The 5,047-nt window shown below is 49.3% G+C and carries 1 tRNA gene and 3 rRNA genes; all 4 read left to right on the top strand.

Going from position 1 to position 5,047, the window contains the following annotated elements:
• Positions 1-126: 126 nt before the first annotated feature.
• Positions 127-1,674, top strand: a 16S ribosomal RNA gene (locus HMPREF1519_RS07225).
• A gap of 54 nt (positions 1,675-1,728) precedes the next feature.
• Positions 1,729-1,801, top strand: a tRNA-Ala gene (locus HMPREF1519_RS07220).
• Positions 1,802-1,947: 146 nt separating this feature from the next.
• A 23S ribosomal RNA gene (locus tag HMPREF1519_RS07215) occupies positions 1,948-4,847 on the top strand.
• 83 nt (positions 4,848-4,930) lie between these two features.
• Positions 4,931-5,046 (top strand): 5S ribosomal RNA (rrf, locus tag HMPREF1519_RS07210).
• The 16S, 23S and 5S rRNA genes sit together here with 1 tRNA gene alongside, the layout of an rRNA operon.
• The last annotated feature ends 1 nt before the right edge of the window (position 5,047 follow it).

Here is a 5,047-nt window from a genome sequence, read left to right as displayed (position 1 = left end):
AGACCTTTGAGAACTGAATAAGAAACCAAGTGCAGGGTTATGATAGAAGAATTATAACCTGTCAATTTACAAGAATAAATCGTCAGACGACGGTAATGAGTTAACGCTCGAACAATTATTAAATTTTTTAATGAGAGTTTGATCCTGGCTCAGGACGAACGCTGGCGGCGTGCCTAATACATGCAAGTAGAACGCTGAAGAGAGGAGCTTGCTCTTCTTGGATGAGTTGCGAACGGGTGAGTAACGCGTAGGTAACCTGCCTTGTAGCGGGGGATAACTATTGGAAACGATAGCTAATACCGCATAACAATGGATGACACATGTCATTTATTTGAAAGGGGCAATTGCTCCACTACAAGATGGACCTGCGTTGTATTAGCTAGTAGGTGAGGTAACGGCTCACCTAGGCGACGATACATAGCCGACCTGAGAGGGTGATCGGCCACACTGGGACTGAGACACGGCCCAGACTCCTACGGGAGGCAGCAGTAGGGAATCTTCGGCAATGGGGGCAACCCTGACCGAGCAACGCCGCGTGAGTGAAGAAGGTTTTCGGATCGTAAAGCTCTGTTGTAAGTCAAGAACGAGTGTGAGAGTGGAAAGTTCACACTGTGACGGTAGCTTACCAGAAAGGGACGGCTAACTACGTGCCAGCAGCCGCGGTAATACGTAGGTCCCGAGCGTTGTCCGGATTTATTGGGCGTAAAGCGAGCGCAGGCGGTTTGATAAGTCTGAAGTTAAAGGCTGTGGCTCAACCATAGTTCGCTTTGGAAACTGTCAAACTTGAGTGCAGAAGGGGAGAGTGGAATTCCATGTGTAGCGGTGAAATGCGTAGATATATGGAGGAACACCGGTGGCGAAAGCGGCTCTCTGGTCTGTAACTGACGCTGAGGCTCGAAAGCGTGGGGAGCGAACAGGATTAGATACCCTGGTAGTCCACGCCGTAAACGATGAGTGCTAGGTGTTGGATCCTTTCCGGGATTCAGTGCCGCAGCTAACGCATTAAGCACTCCGCCTGGGGAGTACGACCGCAAGGTTGAAACTCAAAGGAATTGACGGGGGCCCGCACAAGCGGTGGAGCATGTGGTTTAATTCGAAGCAACGCGAAGAACCTTACCAGGTCTTGACATCCCGATGCTATTTCTAGAGATAGAAAGTTACTTCGGTACATCGGTGACAGGTGGTGCATGGTTGTCGTCAGCTCGTGTCGTGAGATGTTGGGTTAAGTCCCGCAACGAGCGCAACCCCTATTGTTAGTTGCCATCATTCAGTTGGGCACTCTAGCGAGACTGCCGGTAATAAACCGGAGGAAGGTGGGGATGACGTCAAATCATCATGCCCCTTATGACCTGGGCTACACACGTGCTACAATGGTTGGTACAACGAGTTGCGAGTCGGTGACGGCAAGCTAATCTCTTAAAGCCAATCTCAGTTCGGATTGTAGGCTGCAACTCGCCTACATGAAGTCGGAATCGCTAGTAATCGCGGATCAGCACGCCGCGGTGAATACGTTCCCGGGCCTTGTACACACCGCCCGTCACACCACGAGAGTTTGTAACACCCGAAGTCGGTGAGGTAACCTTTTGGAGCCAGCCGCCTAAGGTGGGATAGATGATTGGGGTGAAGTCGTAACAAGGTAGCCGTATCGGAAGGTGCGGCTGGATCACCTCCTTTCTAAGGAAAAACGGAATGTACTTGAGTTTCTTATTTAGTTTTGAGAGGTCTTGTGGGGCCTTAGCTCAGCTGGGAGAGCGCCTGCTTTGCACGCAGGAGGTCAGCGGTTCGATCCCGCTAGGCTCCATTGAATCGAAAGATTCAAGTATTGTCCATTGAAAATTGAATATCTATATCAAATTCCATATGTAATTAAATACATATAGATAGTAACAAGAAAATAAACCGAAACGCTGTGAATATTTAATGAGTTAGGTCGAAAGACCAAAATAAGGTTAAGTTAATAAGGGCGCACGGTGGATGCCTTGGCACTAGAAGCCGATGAAGGACGTGACTAACGACGAAATGCTTTGGGGAGCTGTAAGTGAGCAATGATCCAGAGATGTCCGAATGGGGGAACCCGGCAGGTAATGCCTGTCACTCATTACTGTTAAGGTAATGTAGAGGAAGACGCAGTGAACTGAAACATCTAAGTAGCTGCAGGAAGAGAAAGCAAAAGCGATTGCCTTAGTAGCGGCGAGCGAAACGGCAAGAGGGCAAACCGAAGAGTTTACTCTTCGGGGTTGTAGGACTGCAACGTGGACTTAAAGATTATAGAAGAACTACCTGGGAAGGTAGGCCAAAGAGAGTAATAGCCTCGTATTCGAAATAGTCTTTATACCTAGCAGTATCCTGAGTACGGCGAGACACGAGAAATCTCGTCGGAATCTGGGAGGACCATCTCCCAACCCTAAATACTCTCTAGTGACCGATAGTGAACCAGTACCGTGAGGGAAAGGTGAAAAGCACCCCGGGAGGGGAGTGAAATAGAACCTGAAACCGTGTGCCTACAACAAGTTCGAGCCCGTTAATGGGTGAGAGCGTGCCTTTTGTAGAATGAACCGGCGAGTTACGATATGATGCGAGGTTAAGTTGAAGAGACGGAGCCGTAGGGAAACCGAGTCTTAATAGGGCGCATTAGTATCATGTCGTAGACCCGAAACCATGTGACCTACCCATGAGCAGGTTGAAGGTGAGGTAAAACTCACTGGAGGACCGAACCAGGGCACGTTGAAAAGTGCTTGGATGACTTGTGGGTAGCGGAGAAATTCCAAACGAACTTGGAGATAGCTGGTTCTCTCCGAAATAGCTTTAGGGCTAGCGTCGATGTTAAGTCTCTTGGAGGTAGAGCACTGTTTGGGTGAGGGGTCCATCCCGGATTACCAATCTCAGATAAACTCCGAATGCCAACGAGATATAATCGGCAGTCAGACTGCGAGTGCTAAGATCCGTAGTCGAAAGGGAAACAGCCCAGACCACCAGCTAAGGTCCCAAAATATATGTTAAGTGGAAAAGGATGTGGGGTTGCACAGACAACTAGGATGTTAGCTTAGAAGCAGCTATTCATTCAAAGAGTGCGTAATAGCTCACTAGTCGAGTGACCCTGCGCCGAAAATGTACCGGGGCTAAAACATATTACCGAAGCTGTGGATACCTTTATAGGTATGGTAGGAGAGCGTTCTATGTGCGAAGAAGGTGTACCGTGAGGAGTGCTGGAGCGCATAGAAGTGAGAATGCCGGTATGAGTAGCGAAAGACAGGTGAGAATCCTGTCCACCGTAAGACTAAGGTTTCCAGGGGAAGGCTCGTCCGCCCTGGGTTAGTCGGGACCTAAGGAGAGACCGAAAGGTGTATCCGATGGACAACAGGTTGATATTCCTGTACTAGAGTATATAGTGATGGAGGGACGCAGTAGGCTAACTAAACCAGACGATTGGAAGTGTCTGGCCAAGCAGTGAGGTGTGATATGAGTCAAATGCTTATATCTATAACATTGAGCTGTGATGGGGAGCGAAGTTTAGTAGCGAAGTTAGTGATGTCACACTGCCGAGAAAAGCTTCTAGCGTTAATTATACTCTACCCGTACCGCAAACCGACACAGGTAGTCGAGGCGAGTAGCCTCAGGTGAGCGAGAGAACTCTCGTTAAGGAACTCGGCAAAATGGCCCCGTAACTTCGGGAGAAGGGGCGCTGACTTATGGTCAGCCGCAGTGAATAGGCCCAAGCAACTGTTTATCAAAAACACAGCTCTCTGCTAAATCGTAAGATGATGTATAGGGGGTGACGCCTGCCCGGTGCTGGAAGGTTAAGAGGAGTGCTTAGCAATAGCGAAGGTATGAATTGAAGCCCCAGTAAACGGCGGCCGTAACTATAACGGTCCTAAGGTAGCGAAATTCCTTGTCGGGTAAGTTCCGACCCGCACGAAAGGCGTAATGATTTGGGCACTGTCTCAACGAGAGACTCGGTGAAATTTTAGTACCTGTGAAGATGCAGGTTACCCGCGACAGGACGGAAAGACCCCATGGAGCTTTACTGCAGTTTGATATTGAGTATCTGTACCACATGTACAGGATAGGTAGGAGCCTATGACCTCGGGACGCCAGTTTCGAGTGAGGCGTTGTTGGGATACTACCCTTGTGTTATGGCTACTCTAACCCAGATAGGTTATCCCTATCGGAGACAGTGTCTGACGGGCAGTTTGACTGGGGCGGTCGCCTCCTAAAAGGTAACGGAGGCGCCCAAAGGTTCCCTCAGAATGGTTGGAAATCATTCGCAGAGTGTAAAGGTATAAGGGAGCTTGACTGCGAGAGCTACAACTCGAGCAGGGACGAAAGTCGGGCTTAGTGATCCGGTGGTTCCGCATGGAAGGGCCATCGCTCAACGGATAAAAGCTACCCTGGGGATAACAGGCTTATCTCCCCCAAGAGTTCACATCGACGGGGAGGTTTGGCACCTCGATGTCGGCTCGTCGCATCCTGGGGCTGTAGTCGGTCCCAAGGGTTGGGCTGTTCGCCCATTAAAGCGGCACGCGAGCTGGGTTCAGAACGTCGTGAGACAGTTCGGTCCCTATCCGTCGCGGGCGTAGGAAATTTGAGAGGATCTGCTCCTAGTACGAGAGGACCAGAGTGGACTTACCGCTGGTGTACCAGTTGTTCTGCCAAGAGCATCGCTGGGTAGCTATGTAGGGAAGGGATAAACGCTGAAAGCATCTAAGTGTGAAGCCCACCTCAAGATGAGATTTCCCATGATTTTATATCAGTAAGAGCCCTGAGAGATGATCAGGTTGATAGGTTAGAAGTGGAAGTGTGGTGACACATGTAGCGGACTAATACTAATAGCTCGAGGACTTATCCAAAGAAAGTAACTGAGACATATTGACAACGATTTGGTTTCTTGATACAGTATAGATATTCAATTTTGAGTTGAGAATACTCAGAGTTAAGTGACGATAGCCTAGGAGATACACCTGTTCCCATGCCGAACACAGAAGTTAAGCCCTAGTACGCCTGATGTAGTTGGGGGTTGCCCCCTGTTAGATACGGTAGTCGCTTAGCG

Source organism: Streptococcus sp. SR4 (genome assembly GCF_000517725.1).
GTDB lineage: Bacteria > Bacillota > Bacilli > Lactobacillales > Streptococcaceae > Streptococcus > Streptococcus salivarius_F.
Note: the sequence above shows the minus strand (reverse complement) of the source record. Positions and strands in the feature narration are given on the sequence as shown.